The sequence below is a fragment of the Pseudomonas reidholzensis genome (assembly GCF_900536025.1).
Classification (GTDB): domain Bacteria; phylum Pseudomonadota; class Gammaproteobacteria; order Pseudomonadales; family Pseudomonadaceae; genus Aquipseudomonas; species Aquipseudomonas reidholzensis.
The window spans coordinates 659,067-679,240 of record NZ_UNOZ01000013.1 but is presented as its reverse complement, the minus strand read 5'-3'; the positions used below and the strand labels follow the sequence as shown (position 1 = coordinate 679,240).

Genomic DNA, 20,174 nt, shown 5'->3' with positions numbered 1-20,174 from the left:
CACTCAACCCGAAGAGCTGTTGTGCCCTATGTGTGCCCTAACTGCCAGGGCACACAAATATCGCGGGCATAAAAAAATCCAGTCACCGCTAAGTGACTGGATTCTTTGGAGTTTTTTGGTCGGGACGGAGTGATTCGAACACTCGACCCCTTGCACCCCATGCGTGCAGGATACCACGAAAGCCTTATCGATCAAGGCCTTGAGCGGGCGCTCGCTGCAAACGGTGCCGTACCGAGGCTGACCAGATTCCACCCTCCCCCGAAAATCTCCCCACGGGCCTCGGCCTGCATCCGGCGTTCTGCCGACCATTTCCCTTCCTTTATATAACTGTCCAGACCCGCCCCGCGATCACCAGGTCGAATCCGGCGGGAATTCCTGGAAAATCCCGAGAAACCAAGCCTCCTCGCGCTCCATCATCGCCCACTCCCTGGCCGCGTCCGCAAGCTCGAGCATGTCGCTCATGTCGTCGTAGCTGACGACGCCGCGGCGGCACATGTCGTAGGCGAGTTGGCGCAGCACCACGACTCGAGCATCGGGGTCGTCGATCAGCGGTGTCTGGTCGTTGAGGGCGTCGTTCCAGTCTTTCGGGTACGGGCTTGCCATGAGAAATACTGTATATAAAAACAGTATCGTATAGCCTCGACTTGCGCCGGGCAATGGCCGGCCGACGGGCTCAGTGCTTCGTGACCGCCTGGACACCGAGCACCTGGAGTTGATAGTCGGTGACCGCCTGGAATAGCGACTCAGCGAGCAAGTGCAGTCGCTCGACCTCCGCTGCAGAAGCGCCAGCGGCCTCAGCCTCGTGATAGCGCCTCATAGCGTCGATCGCCTGCTGCATCAGCGGGTCGCCGGCCATGATCATTCCTTCCAAGGTCCGCTTCACGCATCTGCTCCGCTCATTTGGTCAGGCCATCATACTCCCGCTCGCACTGCCGACCAGCTATTCGGGCACCGTCATAAGCTTTCGCCAGCTCTCCCGCTCGAGCGTCAGCCCGTGCGAGCAAGTCGGAGAGCACCATGGCGGCGCGGGTGGCTGCCTGGCCTCGGGCGACAGCGCCGGTATCCGTGCCGGGGCAACTGACGGTGGCGGCGAAATCGGATGCGTCGTCGTGCAGCCGCTGGCCAGCAGCATCGGCGCCAGCAGCACCAGCGCCAGCAACCTGGTGTTCTTCGTGTCCATGGGCTCTCGCCTCCTCCTGCGCCGTGGCGCGGCGTTGCTCTTTATCCCGGGCGCTGCGTTCGCCCAGCGTTTCGGCAAGCCTGTCACCGCTGTCGCGCTGCGCTGCAGCGGTGCCGGCGTCGGCGTGCTCGACTGATCGGCCGTGCTGGTAGGCGGTCCAGTGGGACCCCAGCAGCAGGACGACCGCAGCGGCAACGGTCCAAGGGCTCATGCGGCCATCTCCCCACCGCACGCGCTGAACATGGCCAGCAGCTGATCCTCCGGCTGTTGCTCGGCGGCGCGCTCGGTCTCGTAGATGCCCAGCAGCGCGGCCAGCTTGTGCTCGCGCTGGCCGTAGCCCGCGCCCGGCAGGCTGGCCCAGATCGGCGCCGCCTTGGCGATCGCTTCCGGGATCCGGCCGGCCTTGATCAGCGGCAGCGCCCCGCACTCAGCCAGCAGCTTGATCGCGGCCAGGTCCTGGGCCTCGGGAATGAAGCGACCCTTGAAGCCGTAGTTCTTCACGATCGCGTCCCAGGTGCGCGCCAGGAACTGGTAGCGGCCGGCCGCGGTGCTGCTGATCTTGTAGCGCGGCAGCGGAACCAGCACCCGAGGGTGACCGTCATAGCCGGCGAACAGCTTCCCGCCGACCAGGACGTTGTAACCATCATCGCTGGCCTTGATGGTGGAGGTGCCCTCCGACCAGGCGAGCATGTCCAGGAAGGCGAGCACGTTCGGGCCGCCGGCGTCGGCGGCAGAAATTCGAGCCATCGTCAGTTTCCTTCAGGCAAAAAAATGCCCGCTACTGCGCGGGCTTTGGGGGCATTGGGCGTGATCACGCATGGCAATCAGGAATAGCTACGGGAGTATTTTCACGAAGCCGCCATCCTCATAGATTGTCTTTGATGGCGACCCAGCGACAGTTGTTGCGTTCTTGATGTCAGGGAAGCTGATCGAGCCATCGGAGGCGATGGCGATGGCGACGGTGGAGCGATTGTTCATCCGAATTCTAAGGATGCCCAGTGGGCTTCCCGAGTTCGGGTTCGTCCACTCGAAATTCGCAATGGCGTGACTCGTGCCGCCCGCATTCAGTCCCCTCAGCGAAAACGCAGCGACATTCGAGCTGAATGCATCGATAGTCAATGCAGCGATCGCACCATCGCTGATGTCGATATCGAGCTCATGCTCAAGCGCGCGCCTATTGTTGAGGCCAACTCGGCTCCGCACGGTAGACGTCGAAGCCTGGGCGACACGTATGGCCCCGGTTGTCGTGCCAGCGCCAATCGCGATCTCGTTTGCAGCTACCTCTTTCAGAGGCGATCCGGCATTCGGACCCCAGCCAAACACCATGGAATCAGAAGGGTTGATGAATCGCCCTATCCCATAGGCCTGCCCGAAAAGGCTCACATTTTGGCCTGCTCCAAATGCTCCAATCGGGGCCGGAGTTGCGACGCTAGGCTGAGATGTCACCGCATAACCACACCCCACTGCAGCCCGGGTATTGATAATGTGCTCCTCACCAAACGCTGCCGTTTTCTCACCTGAAACCAGATTGTTTTTGCCCCATGTGATCGAGCAGTATCCTGCAAACGGCGAAGTCGGAATGGATGGGCTTCCTGTTGCGCAGCCAGCCCCGCCAGCAATCGATGCAACCCCATAAGTTACGCAATCGTGCCCAAAGGTCGCTGAGTACTCACGATACGCTGCACCATTGCGCCCAAATGACTGGCTGTACAGACCTATGTTCGATTGGTTCCCCCAGGCATTTTGGGATGGCAGCCCTGACCAGTACCCCCTCTCATCGTTGAGCGGAGCGGTATCAGACCCCCCGACGCGGAGGGCGCCAGCCTTTGCTGGGTAGTAGGCATGTGAGTAGCCACGGCTCACCGTGGTATCTGGGGCGGTCCCGTTGGGGTCAAGGGCCTCTCCTTTGAAAAGAGCACCCCCGACAAGCGTCTGAGCGCCATCTGGCTGAGAAAGAGCGGTCCTGAGAGCCAGATCCCCGACTGACTGCAGCTTCGGTGCGTCAGTGGCCCAATTACCGGACAGCGTAAGTGGCAAGTTGGCCGCCAGGGCAACCCTGTACAGCTCCCCAGCCCTTTCTATGAGCTGAGTCTGCCGAAGAACGATCACCCCAGCTCCATAGACGAGGTTTGAGGCCTCGTAGCCTTGGGCAAGCAGATAGTCCGCAACCTGCTTCATTATCCCTCGCCACGAGGTTAGCGGAACGCCAAGGCGATCGAGGTAGTTAGTGAGGCTCCCGGTCATCAGGAGATCAAGGATCTCCGAGTTGTCGTTCAGGTCGAGCGGGGAGTTGGAGCCCTCAGCGCCGACCGGGTTGTTCGTGTTATAGCGCATGTCTTCTCCTGGCATACACGCCTTGGAATTTAGGGATCGCTGGCTGCAGTAAAATCAGTTGGGCGGGAATTGATCGTCGTATGTGTAGACTCGGTCGTCGTACGGCATGCCCTTGACTGCGACATTCCCGTTGGCGGGGTCCGAGCTCGTGATGAGTGTCGGATAAGCCCAGCGCGAGGCCGGCCCGAACAGGATGTGCGGCGGTTCCAGCGGACCGTCCACGACAGGCGTGAAGCCGAGGACATCCACCTTTGCCGTGTAGTCGTCAATCCTGGTCGCGGTGAATGGGCCGGCCAAGGTCCCGTCCAACTTGCGCACGCCTAGTCGGTGCTCGCCGCCTGCGCTCCAGTCCAGCGGCTCGGATGATCTGAGCAGCGTCCCGCCTCCAGTAACTGCGAAGTCGAGCAGGATGGAGCTTTGGCAGCGCTTTGGCGTGTCGTCGGCAACCGCGGCAAACGTCAGATACCCGCTGTTGCGGCCATCCATCTCGGTCTCCCAGCTGTACACGTCCGTGCGATACTTCTGGTGCCCGCGCCGGCGCATACCGAAGCGCCAGGCTCGAGTCTCGTCGCTGAACCCGACCACCTTCACTCGCTCGACCTTCAGGCCCTCATCTCCCGGCCAGCGGCACTCGACCGTTTCCCACGCCCATGTCGAACTGGAGAAGTACTCCACATCCGCGCCGTCGAAGTCGTTGATCGACGGCATGGCGCCGTTGATCTTGAGCATCTTGGTCATGTTTTGCGGGGAGTAGGTCTGCGTTTTTGGGCCGTACTCGGCGCTGAAGACCGAGCGCTTCTCGTCGCGCACGGGCCGCAACAGGCCGTTGAACACGACGAGCTCACCGAAGCCGCAGGCAAGCGCGTTGTTGACCATTTCCTTGACGGTGATCGACGAGTCCAGGGTTTCGTCGTACGTGTCGCCCCGGGCCACGCACGTGGCGTGGAAGGCAGCCCATTCAGGCAGGTCGAAGTCATCATCGGTGTAGCCACGCGCCTTGAGCTGAGCAAGGCACCAGGGGACGATATCCCGGGTAGCCCCCTTCGGCAGCCATCCGCCTCCACTGAAGAGCGGAAGAATCCGGGTTGCCTCAACGCTCACTTGGCTCTCCGACTGTGCCGAGAGGCGATCGCCGCCCCGGATATCCAGCGCGATGACGGTTAGGCCGGGATAGCTGGTCGGCGAGTTCTGCATCCGGCCGCGCATGTCGTACCAGGTGATGTCGTCCCGCGCCTCTTCGCTGTAGCTGGCCTCCCTGCGCACCCTCGCCTCTGCCCTCATCGGGTATGGCAGAACCTCTTGGTAGGTGAACCCCTGGGCGTCCAGAGAGCCGCCCGTAGACACCTTGGTCAGCGTGGTCCAGGCGCCGGCCGTATCCATGTCGCGATACTCGAGCGTGTGGTAGGCGGTCATCTCGTAGATCTGACCCTCCCTGCCAAGGCCGCAAAGACCGTTTGCGAAAAAGACACTCCACTCCAGCTCGGTCACCTTCTCCCCTTCAGGGCAGCAGGCGAACGGCCCGCGGTAGCCGCCGGTGAGGTTGGTCACATCCAAGCTGATGATGCCGCTCACGGTCTGCAAGGCGTTGAAGCCAGGCCATCCCGTGTCTGTCGAACCTGATGAGGTCAGACGCTCCACGGTCATCAGCGTGGTGCTGAATGCGGTGATGCGGTACCGAAGGCCGCGCGGGCCGATCGAGGCCAGACCCTGACCAATCGTGAGGCCCACCACCGGCGCGCCGCCGTCGTAGTTCAGCGTCATCTCTGCCAGCTGCTCGGGCGATCCGCTGGTTGTCGCGGTTCCTGTCACGCCCACAGGAGAAGCCCCGAGAATCGTTGCCGCCCCAGAGGACGATACCGCCTGGCCTGCGAACGGGGATTGCTCAACGAATTTTACGCGTCCAGAGCTTTGCTCGGCGCGAATTGGGGTTGCCGAAAGCAGAGAGTTGAGCGCCGACACCAGACCGGCCAGGTTCGTGGTCGCGGTGTTTAGCGTTATCGAGTAGTTCGTCGCGCCCCGGCTGAGGGTGAAGGTCAGAGGCGTGACGTTGAAGTCATACCGGGTCGGGGCGGCGGATCCTGTCAGCGTGGAGGCTGACCCAGCACTGGCTGGTATCGCTGGGCTGTATGGCGTGTAGCTGTTGACTACGTACATCCCTGCGTTCGAGCCCGCAACTTCGATCAGCATCCCAACCGTGGGGTTCAGCATATCCAGCGGCCCGCGCACGATATCTCGACCCGCACCGCCGTCCACCACGGTATAGGTGTAGGGCGCAACAACCCTGGTTATGATCCCGCTGATCCAGTCACTGGGGAATTGGCCTGACCCGGAAGGCACGCTAATCGAGGCACCATTGAACTGGTAGGCGGTGGCGTTGGAAGCTCTGGTCAGGCTGGTACCCACGGTCAGCTCAAGGCCGGCTGAGCCACTGGAGCTCGCGCCGACCTCCGGCACGTTGAACCAGTTGATGTGCGCGCTGTTGGCCGAAAGATCAGCGCCAGGCTGGTAAATAGAGAAGGTCGCGTCGGAGCCAAGCGAGATGAGCGGGGTCTCGCCCACCCGGACTTTGGATGTCGGGATGCTGTACTCGCCCTCTCCCACGTACAGCAGCATTTCGACCCGCTGATCGCGCGGACCGAGAAATCGGCGGCGCGGCTGGGCAAGGTAGGACGGATAGGTGCGCTGATAGCCGGCGATCTGCCGGACAGCATCGCCCAGCTTCATCTTGTTGCCCTTGGCGCTGGCCTCGGACAGGGGGTCGCCCTGCTGCGCGCCGACGTTGCTTGGCATGCCGGGCATCTTCGGCATGATGGCCTTGAGCACGGCCTTCGCGCCTGCGAACAGCGCATAGGTGATCGAGAACGGGTCGGTGCCTTTCGGCTCCATGTAGATCTGCAGCAGGTCGGAGGGCTTGAAGCTGACCTTGTGCCACAGGCCGTGGTCGATCAGCTCGTCATTGAGGACTACGCTGATCGGCGGGCTTTCGCGGCGCTCGTAGGATGGCGCCTGGGTCTTCAGCCACTCCTCGATCTTCTGCCGGCGATCGGTCTTCCAGGTGCCCAAGGGCGCTGTGTCACTGAGCTTGTTCGGGTAGAACTCGATCACGGTAATACACCACCCTTGGGTAAGCGGCTTCGAACTCGCCGATTGTCCGGAGGCAGGCGCCACCGGGGTTTGTGTCGATGACCTTGAGGCGGCCTTCGCTCAGCACGACCACACCCACATGCAGGCACAGCTCGCCGCGGAACACGGCAGCAATCGCCGCCGGCTCCGGCTGGCACACCTCCATGCCTTGGCGTAGGTCGTGATAGGCGCTGGTGTTCTCGCGGATCCTGTCCTTTCCTACGGACCCAAACGTCGGCATCAACGGCAGGCCGAAAAGTTGATTCCGCACGGCGATGCAAAGCCCCCAGCAGTCGAAGGCAATAGGACCCCGTGCACCCTCGCGATACGGGGCGCGCATGAATTTCTCGATCATGGTCAGATGTACTTCAGGCCGGGTGCCAAGGAGGTGGTGAGGATGTTGCGGATGCCGTTGGTGTTGAGCAGATCGAAGAAGCCGCACGTCAGCTTGGCCACATCGTCCTCATACTCGCGACTCAGCACGGTCATGCGGTAACGCTCAGCGGGGAACGTAAGGTCGGAGGCCAGGTATCGCCGGAAGGTGATGAAGATGCGATTTCCGGCCTCCTTGGCCGACTCAACCACCTCCTGGACCTCGCCAGTGACGTTGTCCATGCCGATCACGATGTTCTGGAATCCACTGTTGTCGTTCTTCGGCAGGGCCAAGTCCATGGCCAGGGCGATGAAGGTGAGCGTCCTGCCGTCCTCCGTCATGCAGGTGCGGTCCTGGTACCCCGAACAGTAGAGGTGCGAGAAGCTGCTCCCCTCCTCCCGGGCCTCAATCGTATCGACCAGTTCGCCTTTCCCTGATGCGTAGCACTCTTCGATCAGGCTCATGATGTGATCGCCTGAAGGTCGGGGGCTGAAAATCGATAGGGGTACACGCGAATTTTGCGGATGTGCCCGCTGAGCTGGTCAGTGACGGTGCCTCGAGCGCCCAGGGTCAGCCGAGCAGGCGTTGGGAGTGCCCCTGAATTGTCAACGGCGCTCACTACACCGTTAAAGGCGCATTGGAAGTCGTCGGCCTTGAATGCTACCGCCTGCTTCAGCACCTGGTTAGGCGCGCCGATTCCTGGAGCCACGTTGAAAACGGTAGCGCTGGTGTCGTCTGCAACCTGTGAGCCTGTGCTGCCGGCCGATGTTCTGTAGTTGGACACCCTTGGGCCTGCGCTGGCGGTAGTGCCTAAACTCGCGTGAAAACTGGTGGTAGCGCCAAGCAGAGCGACCACTTCGCTATAGAGCGTGCCGCCGGTAGGGCTGTACCAAGGAGAAAGGCTCGCTAGAAACGCAGCATCTGCGCCTCGAGTTGCGGCGGCGGTGGTGGTTGGGATGTAGGAGGAGCTCCAGGTGCCAATCTCCACTTGAGATCCCCATAAACTCATGGAGTTGGTGGTGGTAGTCCCCACGTTCACGACGACCCACGCGCCACCACCTGCAGTTGTTGGGGTGGCTACCAGCGTGCACCGATACCAGCCGGCCGCGCATTGCTGTATGTGAGCGACGACGGTGCCGCTGGTGACGACAAACGAACCCGCGCCAGTCAGATCAAAGTTGACGATGACAAGGGTGCCGAAGGCGTCAGCAGGCAAAAACAGCGAAAGCACCGTGGTCGTACCGGCCTTGGCGAAAATACTGACCGCGTGGGGGCTGCCGGCCACCCAGGTCTGCGCGTTCCTGCGCAGCTGTGAAACCCCTACTTCGCCGGTGCCTGCCAGGACGTAGGCGGTGGCAGTCCCGTCAGGCGCTACACCGGAAAGCGTTGCGGTGGTTCGCGACTTGATCCATACCGCGTTCGAGAGATCCTGCGAATAGGTCAGCGAGTTGGTTCGCGCTGGCTCCATTTTCAGCCCCAGCGGCGCCAGGGTTGCTGGGTTGAACTCAAATCTCGGCTCGTTCACTGCCGCCTGAACTAGCAGTCCCGCGGAATTGAAGTACCTGGCAACAGTGGATCGAGAATACGTAATGAGATCGGCGAAGTTCTTAGATTCCATATACGGCCACCAAATCCAAATAGTCCACAGGCTGACCAACCCGGTAGCTCTGACTCATGAAGTCCAGGCTCAATGATGGGCTGTCAGCCCGAACAACCCTGTACGAAGCGCGCTTCCCTTCGTGCGTCTCGTCAGCCCGTATGTAGATTGTGATCCCTGGGCGCATGGACAAAATGTTCGCCATCGCCAAGGCGTAAGTCTCGTAGTCGAAGACCATTTCCGGCCAGTTGCGGTTGACCGAAACGTCGATGATGTTCTTGTTGAACCACAGTTCGGGAAGCTGCTCCCACCCAGGCGGAATTAGCGGTCGCTCCTTGAGCTCGAGGATTGCCGAATACCTCCAGCGGCTGACCTGGGTAAGGTCAGGCCCCTGGTAGATGCCAGTGAAATGCGCCTGATAGGCTTTGAACCCGGCCGGCGTTTTCAGAGGCATCTCGAACCATTCCATGCCGTTCGAAAGGGTTCGCGCATACCAGGCCTCGAAGAAACCAGCCTCTGCTTCGTCGAAGTTGAAGTTGAACTTCACCTCGGTCGGCACGTAGCTGTGCACCACCCTGTACCGCTTGCGACCCGTAACCATCGGGGTCGCGCGCATGGGGTCGACCGTGCTGAGGCCGTACCCCTCTTGCAGGGGCAGTGGCAATTCTGCCGGGTACTGAATCATTGCCACTCCTCGTTATGATCCCTGGCGGACCAGGCCGTATGCGCTTTCAAGGGCTTGCGCCCGATCACCGCCGCCGAAGATGTCAGCCACGAAGGCATCGACCTGGGTGCTGCCGTCATCTCTGGTGCTTTGCTGGACGGTGCCGGCCCGGCTTTGGTCCTCGACCAGGCTCACGTAGACGTTGGTCTGCTGCGCGGCGCCGGACTGCTCGCCTGAGCTGCTGATCTTGTTCACCGAGACGTTCTCGCCAGAGAAGGAGACCCGCTCGTTGGAGTTGATCGCCTCGAGCAGCTGCCGATTGCGCGAAGTCGCCTTGGCGTTGACGACGAACTCGCCGTTGCTGAGCCGCGCCGGGATGCTGTCCGATGTGCCCGTGCCAGAGCCCGACACGTAGCCGCCGGTGCTGAAGCCCTTGATGAGGGCGAACGCAGCCAGCAGCGCGCCGCCGCCCACTACGGCAGCAGCACCGAACGAGCCGATGGATGCGACCAGGGCGGCCGGCAGCCAGGCGGTGAGGGTTGTGCCTGCCGCGGCAGTCTGAGCTGCGGTGGTGGTGGCCGTTGCGGCCAGGCTTGATGCCGTGACCACGCCGTCAGCTGCGACCTTGGCAGTGGCCACGGTTGCCGCCCCGGCAGACTCTGCTGCGGTAACCGCGCCAGCCTGAGCAATCTGCTGAGCGGCAACCGCTGCCGAGGTCTTCCCGAACAGCAGCTGCATCGCTTGGTTGACGCCCCATTGCGCGGCCATCTGGCCAAGCGAGTTGATGACGCTACCGAGCAGGCTTCGCGTGATGTTCGAGACCGACTCGCCGAACGTCTGGCCATCCAGGGCCATGCTTTCGAAGGCGCTGCCTACGCTGGACTGGATGCTGCCGAATGCTCCGCTGAACAGTGCCTGCGTTTGGCCGGCGACGTTCGCAGCGCTAACCTGGAAGTTGGCCAGCGCTGCGTTCCAACCATTGAGCGGGCTGGAAATCGCGGCGTCGTACTGCGCAAACCCTGACTGCAACGCCTCCAATCGCTTGGGCAGGTACTCCTGCTCCAGATCGATCTGCGCCTGCAGTTCCTGCCGCTGCTTCTCCGTCGTGGCGTTGGCCAGTTCGGTGCGCAGCTGAAGGATTCTGTCGTTGGTCTGCTGCTCGAGCTGCGCGCGCTGCTGCATGCGCTGCGTCTGCTGGTCTCCCATGCCAACGCCGGCGGCCGCGATGCTGTACTCGCTCCGCTGCCCTGCCAGTTGTCGCTCAAGCTGCGCCCGGTACTGCTCGGCCTGGGTGAGGCCCTGGGCGCCCTTGATGGCGGCGGCGTAGTTCAGTGAGGCCTGTGCCAGCGCCTTGCCGTACTCCTCCTGGCTGATCTTGCCCTTGCTCAGGGCGATGTCGAGCTGCCCTTGTTCCTTAGTGAGCGCGCGAGCGGCCTGGGAGGCCGGGTCGTACTGGTTGTACAGGCGGGCGAAGGTGTTTTCCGCCTCGGCGACGCCTTTGTTGACGCCCTTCGGGGCGTTCTTCTTGGCCTCGCGCTCCTTGATGTCCGCAATTTCTTTCTCGATGTTCTTGCGGGACTTTGCGTACTTCTCTTCCGCCGACGCGGTTAATCCGCCTGCTGCGATCGCATCACTGCGCGCCTTATCCAGGTCCGTCAGCTCCTTCTGGAGCTTCCGGGTCTGAGTCAGGGACGATTTGTAGGAGGCGTTGATCAGGTCAATGCCTTTCTTGCCCGCGGCCTGCAGAGCGTTGTCGCTTGCCTCTTGGGCTGCCTGCGCGGCGTTGCCTGCCAAGGCTTTCTGCAGCTGCTTAAGCCGGGTCTCAAGGAACCGCGTGCCCTGATCATCGCTGTCGAACAGAACAGAGAAGAACCCCTCCTTACGCTGGGAGATCAACTTCTCGGTATTGGCGATCTGCTCTTCGATAGTCTGATCGCGACCAACATCGAGCATCGCATCCCAGGCTTTCTTGGCGAACCCGGCTATGGACTGCCAGGCACCCTCAAGGCTCCCAAGGTTTCGCTCAATCTCTCCCGCCCGGCTGCTGATGGCTTCTGCGTACAGGCCTGCCGCCATGCGCGCGGCGTCCATGGTCTTGCCCTGCTCTTGCAGAGAGACGATATTCGCGTACTGCGTAGTGGTGAGAATGCTCAGCTCGCCGTCGAGCTTCTTGATTGCCTCGACCGGGCTTTTGCCGATCTCGTTGAAGGTTTGGACGACCTCGCCAATGTCTTTGCCGGTCTGCTTCGACCACGACAGTGAGGCTTGGGCGATCTCAATGTACATTCTGCGTAGTGGATTTCCCGCAGCCGCCAGCTGGGCCAATACCCCTGCCGCCGCACCAACGGTCCCGGTGGTGGCTGCCACCTGGTTCGCCATATCTGCAAGCTGGTTTACTGTCACGCCGGCGGCGTTGCCGTTTTCAATCAACGCATTGCGGAAACGGTCGGTCTCTTCCGTCGCCTGGTAATAAACGAGGGCCAGCACCCCAGCCGCTGCAGCTGCAACGGTGAATGGGTTGACCAGGCCAAACACGTACCCGCCCATGGCGCGGGCAGCAGGCCCTATTCCGCCGAACATGTCTTTCAGCTGGCCGCCCTGCTGAAGGAACACTGTCAGCGGCGCCTGGCCTGCCTGCAAGCTCACAGCGATATCGGTGAACTGAGCCGGCAAGCCTCGCAGGGCGGCGTTGTAGGCCTTGGCCGACATGCCTGCCTTATTCATGCCGTCAGAGGTGTCGCCTAGCGCGTCCCGCATGGTGTTGATGCGGCCGGTGTACTCGACGAAGGTATCGCTCTCGACGATGCCGGCCTTCTTGAACTTGGCCAGCTTCTCCTGCATGTCGTCCAGCCGGCCAAGGGCTGCGGTGGTCGGGTTGATCTGCCCAAGGAGCTGAGTGAGGGCCCTGCGCTGGTCTTCCAGGCTGTCGGATACGCCTTCAGCCGACGCTGATGCCGCATCGCCTGCCCGCGTCATCCCTTCCAGCGACCCGGTCAGGTCATCTGCATTGCGCTTGGCTCCGCGCGAGTCGATCGTTACCGCAAGGCGGGATTCCTGCTCCATAGCATTCTCCAGGCGTAAAAAAACCCGCAGGGCGGGTCATCGTTTCTTCGGTGGCGTCTTCGGCTTGTCCTTCTCCTGCTGCTCGTCCCAGTGCCGGCGGAACTGGTCATCAAGGGCAAAGACGGCAGCATCGAACTCTTCGCGGCATATCGCCGAGGGGTAGCGGTCGAGGTATTCAGTGATGGCAGATGGTGCGATTGGCGCAGGGGCGCCGACCATTCCAACGTACTGCCGCGAGCGGCTGATATAGCCGTAGGCCTCGAGGATCTCGGCAGTCACTCCGTCGATCTCTGGCGGATCAGGAACAGCGAGCCTCAATCGCTCGTGCTTCCAGCGCTTCTTGTCGCTGCCTTCGCCTGCCCACTCCCGACCCCAGAGGTATGCCGCTACTGCTTTTCCGCAGTGGCCTTGGCCTTCTCCTCGACTCGTCGCGCGATATCAGTGGCGGTGCGCAGGGCAAGGAAGTAAACGCTGGCCATCTGGTTGATCAGCGCCACGCACAGCTCTGGGCTGTATGGGGCTGGCTGGCCAGGGTTCTCTTCCACGTCAACGCCGCGCCAGTCTTTGATCAGATGCTTCGCCGCAAGCTCGACAAACAGGTCGTCGTCGGTCTCCAGCTGAACGTCCGGGATAGCGCCAACACTGAACTCGGCCGTACCCACGCCGGCCTGTTGGTTGATCGAGGCCAAATGCCGGTTGATCAACGCCTGGTGCGACTTGTAGATCGGGTTGGCGATCGAGGCGACCAGGATCTCGGCGCCGGGGGCGAACTCGACCCAGCGCTCCCCATTGATGTCCAGCTCGGGCTTTTTCGCGATGGTGAAGGCCATGGTATTCCTCTGCGGTAAAAGGCCCAGCGCGCACCGCAGGGCGCGCCAGGCAAAGGGTTAAACGGTGACGGTTACAGCGCAGGTGTCGGTCTTGGTGCCGTCTGCAGCGCTGGTTGCCGTGATGGTTGCGCTGCCGACCGTCAGGGCCTTGACCAGGCCGGTCTCGCTCACACTGGCGATGGCCGGGGCCGAGCTGGTCCAGGTGACCTGCTGGCTGGCACCGGCAGGGGTGACCACCACTTCCAGGTCTCGAGTTGCGCCAACGGCCAAGCTCACGGTGGCAGGGGTGACATCAACGGCAGCCACAACGACCGGCGCCGGCAGGCGGGTCACGGTCGGAGCAACGCGGCGGGCGGTGTAGTTCAGCTCCACCTGGATGATGTCGGTCGATCCGCCGTCCGGCCAATCGCCGGTCACTTCCATTTCGGGGATCAGGAAGTTGTAGCCGCCGTCGGCATTGCCGATGGTGAACTCCAATCTGATCGCGTCGTTGGTCTTCTGGGCCTTCCACAGCTCGTAGGCCATCTTCGACCAGCTGATGGTGATCGAGCCGGACGGGGTGAATGTGGTGGCGATGATGTTGCCGGGGTACGGGTTGCCGTTGCCGATGCACCGCTGGGTCTGCACCGCGTTGTCGAACTGCAGGCTGAAGCTGTCGACGCAGGCGTTGTCTTCACCCACCTGCACGCCGTTGATCTTCAGGCCGCTGACGTCCTTGAAGCTGAAGCGGCGCTGACTGACCTCGGACTGGGCGTTGACGATGAACGACGTGTTGTCGCCCTTGTCATCCCACGCGCGGGCAGCCATGGTCGTGGTGACCGTGATCTCGTTGTCGCCCGGGAAATCGAAGTTCATCGTGGCGACTTGGACGCCGCGGGCGATGGCCGAAACGCCGATGTCCGTAGCGTACGAGGCGATCGAGAAGGTGATGCGGTCGTCGCCCATGGTCAGAACGTTCGCCGCCCAGGCCTTGCCGAAGCACGAGGCCATGAACTCGTCCAGGGCGCCATAGCGCCACTTGGTCTCGATGTCGCCGCCAACGTCCACAGTGGTCTGGGCGGTGCCCTGCGACATGCGGGTGAAGCCGATTTCGTTGTTCTCTTCCGAGTTGAAGGTCGGCATCAGGCCGTTGCTGATACGGGTCAGCACGTTCCAATTGCCTGCCGGCGTGACGCCTGGGGTCACCTCTTTGATCCAGGCAAGCTGGACCTTGGCACCACTGGACATGGGGTGTTTCTCCTATCGATAGGCGTAAAAAAACCGCCATGTGGCGGTGGAGGTGGCGGGCTCAGTAGGCCCGGTATGGGATCGACACGTTGACCTGGTACCAGCCGTGTCCGTCGTCGCCTACCACGCTGGCTGAAACCGCGTAGCAGTCGAACGGCCCGGTCGGGTCGCTGTAGAACTCGAAGTGCTGCACCAGCGTGTCGGCAGCCTTGGCGATGGCCAGCGTGCCTTTGTAGGTCGGGACGAACAGCTGAATCATGATGATGCCGGTCCGGCGCACGCACGGGCCGATGCCGGTCTCTGGCGCGCTGGACAGGCCCGGCACATCCGCCAGCCTGGCCCATATCGGCTTGCCGGCGGGGTCGAAAGGCTGTGGACTGTTCGGGTAATCCACGCTGGCAGCGGGGATGCCGGCCCACTGCGTCATCCTGGTGGTGACGATGTTGCGGATCTGCTCGAAGGTCATTTGTTGAACGCCTGTGTCACGCCGTAGAAGGCGATGCCGTAAATACCGGCCGGCGCCTGCCGCGAGTGCCCGTCTTCGAGCGCACCGGCGTACACCAGGTTGTTCTGGATGTAGGTGACCGTGTACGGCTGCAGGCCCGAGAGCGCGCTCTCGCCGCTGGCCACCGTGTCGCGGCCGGTCTTGTCGTAGGCGTCGAGGGAGTAGTAGACCGGTGAGCCTATGCTGACGATGTTGTTGGCGACGAACCGGCCAGTGTCTACTGGTGCCCGCAGGACGATCTCGCCGAGCATCGCCAGGGTTATGGCTCGGTGACGCTCGGCCAGCGCCTCCTCGACAACGCCGACGAATGCCGTAGGCGGAGCGCTCCAGCCCCTGCCGCCGCGCTGCCTGGCCATTACGCCTTCCTCAACTGCAGGTCATGGTGTACGCCGGCAGGGTCACCGCCTACACGCACTACGCGATAGCCCTTGGCGGGCATGCCGAGGATTCCGACGTCGGCGCTGGTCTCCACCAGGTGACCGATATCAGGCCGGCCCGCCACCTCATTGGTCAGCGCGATGAGCTGGATGTCTCCGAACTTGATGTTCAGCCCATCCACGCGCTTCTCCTCGTACTCATGAAAGACTCCGCGCCCCGAGTAGATCACGGGTTGCGCTGTGGTTTCCTCGGTCACCGGGTCGAAGACTCCAGGCCCCATGTACTCGCCGGTGAATGCGGTCACCGACTCCGTGAAGACGTCATCGAAGAGCTCCCCGAAGATTTCCTGCATCTCGTCGCGCATAGTTCGCCCTTATGGTGTACCGGGCCTGACACCGGCAGTTCGCTGTTTCATCCCATCCGGCGCCGAGCCCTCGGTCTCCCGGGTAGCGGAGCAGAGCGCCAGAGTTGGCGCTGAACGGCTCACCCAGCGCCCGGGTCTGGCCCTGCATGCCGGCGTGGCTGTTGCGCACCTTCTCGTCTCGCCTGGTCTCCCAGTCCTTGACGATCGCCTCTCGTGGTAGCCCGCGCTCTACCAGCTGCTCGTAGACGCGGTCGCGGCCCGCGCCGAATGACTCCAGAGCCTCCGTCCTGGCGATCATCTGCGCATGCGTTTGGAGCAGGCGGTCGGCATAGCGCCCGGCAATCCGATCGGCGTCGGCCTGGGCCACCGGCCTGCCCTCCTTCAATGCCCTGAGCACGGTCGCGTCGAAACGCTTGTCGCGGCGCGTCCTGGTCAGGTACTTGCGCAACTGCTCGGCATCCCCGCTGCGCAGCTGGGTGCGCGCGTCTGCCACGTACTGGGCGAAGTTGCCAGGCAGGCCCACAGACCCGCCAGTGCGGCGGCCGGTCTGCTTGCTCACCCGTCCAGCGAGGTCGAGCGCGATCTGCCGCGGGCTTCGACCGGCCTGCAGGCCAGATGAAACCGTGACCCTGATGCCGTCGACTTGGTCCATGGCCATCTGCGCCTTCAGGGCGGCGATGTGCTCCGCCAGCCAGGACTGAGCGCCCGCGGCATTGACATCGAGCTCCTGGCGCCCCAGCGAGCTAGGTACGCTACTGACCTCGGCCTTCCCACCAGCGATGTAGCCAGAGCGGATCAGCTCCATGAGCGCAGCGAACACTCCCAGCGCCAGCACATCGCCCAGGGCCGAATCGTCGCGGGATGCGATGAGGCGCTCGATCTCGGCGATGGTTACCGAATCCAGAGTTGCCCGGATCTGATCCAGGTACGCCCTGGCCATGGCCGGCTCCATGCCCTCAATCTGCCGGATGAGCTCAGCCTGGTTCACACGACCACCACTGCCGGCAGCGGGCACCTCAGCACCATGATCGGCGCCAGGATGTCGTTGATGATTCCCACGACGGGCTTGTTGGGCTGGCCGTCGCCATCTTCCGGGCCAAAGAACTCGGTTTCCAGCGGCCCCACCTTGGCGCGTTTCACGGCCTTGGATGCTACATAGTCGGGGTTCAGGCTACCCGGCTTGACGAGTTCGCGCAGAGCGCCTTCGTAGGCGGCCTGCTCGACCTCCCGCGGCACTGACCCGGAATCGATTGGGTCGCCATTCCGGTCGGTTGCGCCGGAGCGCGGCCATTGCAAAGCCTGATCACGACCGCCAACCTTGCGCCCCGGGAAAGACAGAACGCATCCGGTAGTTGGCAGCTGGGTGCCCAGGCCGTCGATGTAGGCTGATGCCCGCGCCAGCGCCGCTTCCTTGTCGGCCTCAGTAGCAGCCGCCCAAGCGGCATTGCCACGGGCCAGGTGGTAGGCGTCAGCGCCCGCCACGGTACCGTAGTAGTCAGCCATCATCGCTCTCGAATAAGTGGGCGGCGAACCGCCCGGGTTGTTACTGGTGCTTGGCCAGCTCGGCCTGCAGTTCTTCCAGGGTGACGTCTTCGCCCACGACCACACCCTTCTCGGTGAGCTTGGCGATGATGTCGGCCTTGGCCTTCTCTTCGGCCTCGGCCAGGCGCTCCTGCAGGGTCTTGACGCTGGAGTTCTTGCCAGCCTCGATGCCCAGCGCCTTCAGTTTGGCGAATAGTTCTTCCTTGCTGAGCTCAACAGCCCCGCCACCTTCGACTACCAGCACGCCGGTCTCGACGTAGAACGCCAGATTCTGGCGATTGCTGTAGTCGACCCACTGCGGCACATCGATAGTGCCGCCAGGAGGCACCACGGAGCCGTCAGGTAGGCCGATAGGGGTCTTGCTATGGGTGTTGGTTATCTTAGCCATGCGACCCCCTTAGATGCCGTCGGTGTAGCGGACTTCGGCAGGACGGCGAACGTCCACGCCGCCCAGGCGGAAGATACCCGGAACTTCCCAGCGGATCGGGCCGGCCTGGTACACAGGAAGGAAGCGGTGAGGCATCGGGATGTGCATCTTCAGCACCGACGGGTCGCGACGGTAGCTGATCATGCGTGCAGTGTTGCCAGCGCCGGCGGTATCCAGGCCGTTCAGGCCCTTGATCAGCAGTGGGCGGCCGGTGGTGGCGGTGTAGACGTTGTTCTTCTGCAGGTAGGTGAAGATCGACTCCAGGCCCTGCTCGTTGACCTTGCGGGTGGCCAGCAGCAAGAACTTGCTGTAGGGCAGCAGCAGGGTGTCGGAGAACGCGGTGTACAGGGTTCCAGCCGCCTGGACGGTCAGCGCGGTGTTTACGTCGGCCAGGATCTGGTCGGCGGTCGCGGTGGCCCAGTTGCCGGTCACCGCGGTGCCGGCGGTAACGCCTGGGAAGTTGAACAGGCCAGAGAAGCCTTTCGACGAATCACCCAGCAGGGCAACACGGTCGACCATCTCTTCGTAGGCGCGGCGCGCAGCCATGGCGTCGTCGGCGGTCAGATTGATGCCGAGCATCTGCGCCTGGCTGATCTCTTCCAGGCCGTAGCCATAGCCGATACCGGCCATGTGCACGTTGGTTTCGAACTTGGTCCGCTCTGTACTTGCCAGCGGGATGTCATCGGCGTTGCCGTTGATCCAGTCTGCCTTGCCCACCTTGTCGGCGGAGTAGTAGGTGACGGTCTTGATCCACTCGGGGGCGGAGGTGTCGACCGGGATGAGGCCCGGATACTGGATGTCCGGGTATACGATCTCGTTGACCTGACGCTCGATGTACGAGGTCTGCGAGACCACGAAGCCCAGGGCGGCCTGAGCATCGAGGAGCTGAATCTGACGCATGGTTTCTCCTTAGCCCAGGCGGACTTGAGCGATTTGGTTGGCACCGGTGGTGCTGGTGTCGAAGCGTGCGTTTGCCACCAGGACGTTGTCCGTGGCCACGTTGGTCCACACGCCGGTAGCCGGTACGAAGTACACCGGGTCACCCGCGGCAACCTGCACAGAGGCAGTCACCCAGATGGCGCCCTTGGTCATGACCCGGGCGGACTCGTACTGGCTGTACTGGTTGGCCTCGGCCTTGACCGAGCGATCGCGGACGCTGATGCCGACGAGCTTGGCGGCAGTGTCGCCGGTGGTCGAAGCGCGGCCAGCCTTGTCGGCGGTTCCCTGGATGACCGGCACACCGAATGCCAGGCCGCCAGCAGCCTGAACGGTGCGGGAGATCAGAGTCTTCGGGATCATGTCGACGATCATGCCCGGCAGGCCGGCGCGGATGGTCGAGCTGTAGGTGGTTTGAACGGCCATTACTTGGCACCCCCTTTCCAGGCGTCATTGAGGCGAGATTCGTAGGCCGACTGGCCGTTGTCGCCCGGTTTGTTCGGATTGGCATCCTGGGCGCGGAAGTGGCTGCGCACAGGATCTTGGCCGGCGTCCTCGACCAGCAGGTCGAATCGAGCGTCGATGTAGGCCTCGGTTTTGCCTGCGATGGCTGCGTCACCCAGCCTGGCGATGACTACGGCCTTGCGAATCTCGGCATCGCCCTTGCCGGAGTAGTCGCCATCATGGATGGCCTTGGCCTTTCCGATCAGTTCGGCACGCGCCTGGACGCGCTTGTCGATATCGGCGTCGCTCAGCTGCTTGGCTTTCAGGCCGTCGATCTCGGCGTCCTTCTTGGCCAGCTCGCCATCTTTGGCTGCCAGTGCAACGGCGTGCGCGTCGGTCAGGGTTTTGATGTTGACGCCCGCGTCGGCCAGCTGCTTGGTCAGCTTGTCGATCGCCTGGGCGCCCTGGTCGGTGGTTTGAACGGACAGGCCATCAACAATGACCGTGCGCAGGGAATCAGCCATGTGATGGCCTCCTTTTGGGGGTTTGGGATCGTTGTCACCAATGCGAAGCTTCTCGCCGCCACGAGCGCGATGCTCAAGGCTGAGGTGGTTCATTTTCATAGGGCCGAGGTAGCAGTCGAAGCGCTCGCCCTCAGGGGTCTCTCCGTCTTGGAACACCACTTCGGCGCCGTAGCCCATGGAGAGCTCACGCTTACCGGCCTCGTAGTCCTCGATGGCCCTTGCGTCCATTAGGACCAGTGGCACCTTCACGAAATCGCCATCTCGGACCACCTCGCCCCCGGTCTGGCCAATGGCGAGGTCTTTCCAGTTCTGCGAGTTGACGCCCTCACCGCCCGGGTGTCCGTTGGTCATTGGCCGGTAGGCGTAGGACTGCATTGCGTCCTTGTGGAATACCGAGCTCTCGGGTCGGTACACCCTGACGATCGGCTTGTCACGGAGGCCGTGCTCGTTGTCTGGGTCGATCTCGGTGCCCAGGTAGTCCTGAATGCCGGTGCGAGCGACTCGGGCCTCGGCCACCAGGTAGCCGTCAGCCGTCCGCCGCACATTGGAAGCGGTGACAGAGTCTTGAAGAATCATGATTACCTCTGTGGCTCGTCCCTGAGCGCTCGGCGCGTTGGCCTGCTCATGATCTGCCGCTGAAGAATGTGGATGTGGTGGCGGAAC

22 protein-coding genes and 1 pseudogene are annotated in these 20,174 nt (G+C 62.7%); all 23 read right to left on the bottom strand.

The features are described 5' to 3' along the window. Positions 1-348 precede the first annotated feature (348 nt). On the bottom strand, positions 349-603 hold the full coding sequence (locus CCOS865_RS11385; RefSeq protein ID WP_119140752.1) for a hypothetical protein: 255 nt from the start codon (positions 601-603) through the stop codon (positions 349-351). Between the two features lie 70 nt (positions 604-673). Further along, a complete protein-coding gene (locus CCOS865_RS11380) occupies positions 674-856 on the bottom strand; it encodes a hypothetical protein (protein ID WP_244216094.1) in 183 nt (60 codons plus the stop codon). 40 nt (positions 857-896) lie between these two features. After that, positions 897-1,391, bottom strand: a complete 495-nt coding sequence (locus tag CCOS865_RS11375) for a DUF2514 domain-containing protein (protein WP_119140748.1) — start codon at positions 1,389-1,391, stop codon at positions 897-899. Continuing rightward, the gene (locus CCOS865_RS11370; RefSeq protein ID WP_119140746.1) at positions 1,388-1,927 is read right to left on the bottom strand and encodes a glycoside hydrolase family 24 protein; all 540 of its coding nucleotides are present in this window, start codon (positions 1,925-1,927) and stop codon (positions 1,388-1,390) included. Before CCOS865_RS11370 ends, CCOS865_RS11375 begins: the two co-directional genes overlap by 4 nt. Before the next feature lie 87 nt (positions 1,928-2,014). Beyond that, a complete protein-coding gene (locus CCOS865_RS11365) occupies positions 2,015-3,514 on the bottom strand; it encodes a hypothetical protein (protein ID WP_119140744.1) in 1,500 nt (499 codons plus the stop codon). A gap of 54 nt (positions 3,515-3,568) precedes the next feature. After that, the gene (locus CCOS865_RS11360) at positions 3,569-6,619 is read right to left on the bottom strand and encodes a host specificity factor TipJ family phage tail protein (RefSeq protein WP_119140742.1); all 3,051 of its coding nucleotides are present in this window, start codon (positions 6,617-6,619) and stop codon (positions 3,569-3,571) included. Further along, positions 6,588-6,992 (bottom strand): hypothetical protein, encoded by a 405-nt coding sequence (locus CCOS865_RS11355; protein WP_119140740.1) that lies wholly within the window; start codon positions 6,990-6,992, stop codon positions 6,588-6,590. The genes CCOS865_RS11360 and CCOS865_RS11355 overlap by 32 nt, the downstream gene beginning before the upstream one ends. A gap of 2 nt (positions 6,993-6,994) precedes the next feature. Then, on the bottom strand, positions 6,995-7,474 hold the full coding sequence (locus CCOS865_RS11350; RefSeq protein ID WP_119140738.1) for a DUF1833 family protein: 480 nt from the start codon (positions 7,472-7,474) through the stop codon (positions 6,995-6,997). Further along, entirely contained in the window at positions 7,471-8,628 is a 1,158-nt protein-coding gene (locus CCOS865_RS11345) for a phage head spike fiber domain-containing protein (protein ID WP_119140736.1), read from the bottom strand. The genes CCOS865_RS11350 and CCOS865_RS11345 overlap by 4 nt, the downstream gene beginning before the upstream one ends. Positions 8,629-8,845: 217 nt before the next feature. Beyond that, positions 8,846-9,292, bottom strand: a pseudogene (locus CCOS865_RS11340) (transposase); the annotation flags it as partial. A gap of 12 nt (positions 9,293-9,304) precedes the next feature. Then, positions 9,305-12,334: a phage tail length tape measure family protein gene (locus tag CCOS865_RS11335; protein WP_119140734.1), complete on the bottom strand. Its 3,030-nt coding sequence runs from the start codon at positions 12,332-12,334 to the stop codon at positions 9,305-9,307. 36 nt (positions 12,335-12,370) lie between these two features. Then, positions 12,371-12,613: a hypothetical protein gene (locus tag CCOS865_RS11330; protein ID WP_119141000.1), complete on the bottom strand. Its 243-nt coding sequence runs from the start codon at positions 12,611-12,613 to the stop codon at positions 12,371-12,373. A gap of 107 nt (positions 12,614-12,720) precedes the next feature. Further along, positions 12,721-13,164 carry a hypothetical protein gene (locus tag CCOS865_RS11325; protein WP_119140732.1) on the bottom strand — a complete coding sequence of 148 codons (444 nt, stop codon included), beginning with the start codon at positions 13,162-13,164 and terminating at the stop codon, positions 12,721-12,723. Positions 13,165-13,221: 57 nt separating this feature from the next. Further along, entirely contained in the window at positions 13,222-14,391 is a 1,170-nt protein-coding gene (locus CCOS865_RS11320) for a phage tail tube protein (protein ID WP_119140730.1), read from the bottom strand. Positions 14,392-14,452: 61 nt separating this feature from the next. Further along, positions 14,453-14,857 carry a phage tail terminator-like protein gene (locus CCOS865_RS11315; RefSeq protein ID WP_119140728.1) on the bottom strand — a complete coding sequence of 135 codons (405 nt, stop codon included), beginning with the start codon at positions 14,855-14,857 and terminating at the stop codon, positions 14,453-14,455. Further along, positions 14,854-15,252 (bottom strand): HK97 gp10 family phage protein, encoded by a 399-nt coding sequence (locus tag CCOS865_RS11310; RefSeq protein ID WP_119140726.1) that lies wholly within the window; start codon positions 15,250-15,252, stop codon positions 14,854-14,856. The genes CCOS865_RS11315 and CCOS865_RS11310 overlap by 4 nt, the downstream gene beginning before the upstream one ends. Continuing rightward, positions 15,252-15,638, bottom strand: a complete 387-nt coding sequence (locus tag CCOS865_RS11305) for a hypothetical protein (protein WP_119140724.1) — start codon at positions 15,636-15,638, stop codon at positions 15,252-15,254. Before CCOS865_RS11305 ends, CCOS865_RS11310 begins: the two co-directional genes overlap by 1 nt. Continuing rightward, complete coding sequence (locus CCOS865_RS11300; protein ID WP_119140722.1) at positions 15,595-16,626, bottom strand: structural protein; 1,032 nt, start codon at positions 16,624-16,626, stop codon at positions 15,595-15,597. Before CCOS865_RS11300 ends, CCOS865_RS11305 begins: the two co-directional genes overlap by 44 nt. After that, entirely contained in the window at positions 16,623-17,141 is a 519-nt protein-coding gene (locus CCOS865_RS11295; protein ID WP_119140998.1) for a DnaT-like ssDNA-binding protein, read from the bottom strand. Before CCOS865_RS11295 ends, CCOS865_RS11300 begins: the two co-directional genes overlap by 4 nt. A gap of 40 nt (positions 17,142-17,181) precedes the next feature. After that, on the bottom strand, positions 17,182-17,568 hold the full coding sequence (locus tag CCOS865_RS11290) for a hypothetical protein (RefSeq protein WP_119140720.1): 387 nt from the start codon (positions 17,566-17,568) through the stop codon (positions 17,182-17,184). Between the two features lie 9 nt (positions 17,569-17,577). Beyond that, positions 17,578-18,507 (bottom strand): DUF2184 domain-containing protein, encoded by a 930-nt coding sequence (locus CCOS865_RS11285; RefSeq protein ID WP_119140718.1) that lies wholly within the window; start codon positions 18,505-18,507, stop codon positions 17,578-17,580. A 9-nt stretch (positions 18,508-18,516) separates the two neighbouring features. Continuing rightward, the gene (locus CCOS865_RS11280; RefSeq protein WP_119140716.1) at positions 18,517-18,969 is read right to left on the bottom strand and encodes a structural cement protein Gp24; all 453 of its coding nucleotides are present in this window, start codon (positions 18,967-18,969) and stop codon (positions 18,517-18,519) included. Continuing rightward, complete coding sequence (locus CCOS865_RS11275) at positions 18,969-20,087, bottom strand: DUF2213 domain-containing protein (protein WP_119140714.1); 1,119 nt, start codon at positions 20,085-20,087, stop codon at positions 18,969-18,971. Before CCOS865_RS11275 ends, CCOS865_RS11280 begins: the two co-directional genes overlap by 1 nt. Positions 20,088-20,174 lie beyond the last annotated feature (87 nt).

What these genes read in the sequence shown, in the direction of transcription:
- CCOS865_RS11385 (WP_119140752.1), bottom strand. Translation starts at nt 603, where the DNA reads ATGGCAAGCCCGTACCCGAAAGACTGGAACGACGCCCTCAACGACCAG.
- CCOS865_RS11380 (WP_244216094.1), bottom strand. Translation starts at nt 856, where the DNA reads ATGGCCGGCGACCCGCTGATGCAGCAGGCGATCGACGCTATGAGGCGC.
- CCOS865_RS11375 (WP_119140748.1), bottom strand. Translation starts at nt 1,391, where the DNA reads ATGAGCCCTTGGACCGTTGCCGCTGCGGTCGTCCTGCTGCTGGGGTCC.
- CCOS865_RS11370 (WP_119140746.1), bottom strand. Translation starts at nt 1,927, where the DNA reads ATGGCTCGAATTTCTGCCGCCGACGCCGGCGGCCCGAACGTGCTCGCC.
- CCOS865_RS11365 (WP_119140744.1), bottom strand. Translation starts at nt 3,514, where the DNA reads ATGCGCTATAACACGAACAACCCGGTCGGCGCTGAGGGCTCCAACTCC.
- CCOS865_RS11355 (WP_119140740.1), bottom strand. Translation starts at nt 6,992, where the DNA reads ATGATCGAGAAATTCATGCGCGCCCCGTATCGCGAGGGTGCACGGGGT.
- CCOS865_RS11350 (WP_119140738.1), bottom strand. Translation starts at nt 7,474, where the DNA reads ATGAGCCTGATCGAAGAGTGCTACGCATCAGGGAAAGGCGAACTGGTC.
- CCOS865_RS11345 (WP_119140736.1), bottom strand. Translation starts at nt 8,628, where the DNA reads ATGGAATCTAAGAACTTCGCCGATCTCATTACGTATTCTCGATCCACT.
- CCOS865_RS11335 (WP_119140734.1), bottom strand. Translation starts at nt 12,334, where the DNA reads ATGGAGCAGGAATCCCGCCTTGCGGTAACGATCGACTCGCGCGGAGCC.
- CCOS865_RS11325 (WP_119140732.1), bottom strand. Translation starts at nt 13,164, where the DNA reads ATGGCCTTCACCATCGCGAAAAAGCCCGAGCTGGACATCAATGGGGAG.
- CCOS865_RS11320 (WP_119140730.1), bottom strand. Translation starts at nt 14,391, where the DNA reads ATGTCCAGTGGTGCCAAGGTCCAGCTTGCCTGGATCAAAGAGGTGACC.
- CCOS865_RS11315 (WP_119140728.1), bottom strand. Translation starts at nt 14,857, where the DNA reads ATGACCTTCGAGCAGATCCGCAACATCGTCACCACCAGGATGACGCAG.
- CCOS865_RS11310 (WP_119140726.1), bottom strand. Translation starts at nt 15,252, where the DNA reads ATGGCCAGGCAGCGCGGCGGCAGGGGCTGGAGCGCTCCGCCTACGGCA.
- CCOS865_RS11305 (WP_119140724.1), bottom strand. Translation starts at nt 15,638, where the DNA reads ATGCGCGACGAGATGCAGGAAATCTTCGGGGAGCTCTTCGATGACGTC.
- CCOS865_RS11295 (WP_119140998.1), bottom strand. Translation starts at nt 17,141, where the DNA reads ATGGCTGACTACTACGGTACCGTGGCGGGCGCTGACGCCTACCACCTG.
- CCOS865_RS11290 (WP_119140720.1), bottom strand. Translation starts at nt 17,568, where the DNA reads ATGGCTAAGATAACCAACACCCATAGCAAGACCCCTATCGGCCTACCT.
- CCOS865_RS11285 (WP_119140718.1), bottom strand. Translation starts at nt 18,507, where the DNA reads ATGCGTCAGATTCAGCTCCTCGATGCTCAGGCCGCCCTGGGCTTCGTG.
- CCOS865_RS11280 (WP_119140716.1), bottom strand. Translation starts at nt 18,969, where the DNA reads ATGGCCGTTCAAACCACCTACAGCTCGACCATCCGCGCCGGCCTGCCG.
- CCOS865_RS11275 (WP_119140714.1), bottom strand. Translation starts at nt 20,087, where the DNA reads ATGATTCTTCAAGACTCTGTCACCGCTTCCAATGTGCGGCGGACGGCT.